1 protein-coding gene is annotated in these 421 nt (G+C 64.4%); it reads left to right on the forward strand.

Translation table 11 applies throughout. The annotated features are described in order from the left end of the window. On the forward strand, positions 1–421 hold a 421-nt coding region (locus tag LRF89_RS13370; RefSeq protein ID WP_238637393.1), incomplete at both ends, for a PAS domain S-box protein.

Consider the following 421-nt stretch of genomic DNA (forward strand, 5'->3'; position numbering starts at 1 on the left):
CCAGCGCTGGCAGGGTGAGCACGGCCAGCAAATCATTCAGGGGACGATCCAGGACATCACCGAGCAGCGCCAGGCGCTGGAGCGCAGCGAGGCGGGCCGGCAACGAATCGAGGCCATCCTTCGGGCGGTACCTGATGTGGCCCTGACCGAGGTTGACTTGGAGGGCACAGTGCGCGAGGCCAACCACAGTGCCGAGCGCATGTTTGGGTACACACGCGCACAGCTGGTCGGCAGCGACATCTGTATACTGCACGACCCTGACGAATATGCGCAGATCCGTGAGGGGATCGCCCGCATGCAGGAAACCGGCGAAGGCTACACCACGGAGTGCGAGCTGATTCGGGGTAGCGGGGAGCGTTTCCAGGCGCAAGTGAGCGCCGCGCCGCTGCTCAATGAGCGTGGCGAAGTCGTGGGAAAGATC

The sequence above is a fragment of the Halorhodospira sp. 9621 genome (genome assembly GCF_022228055.1).
Classification (GTDB): Bacteria; Pseudomonadota; Gammaproteobacteria; order Nitrococcales; family Halorhodospiraceae; genus Halorhodospira; species Halorhodospira halophila_A.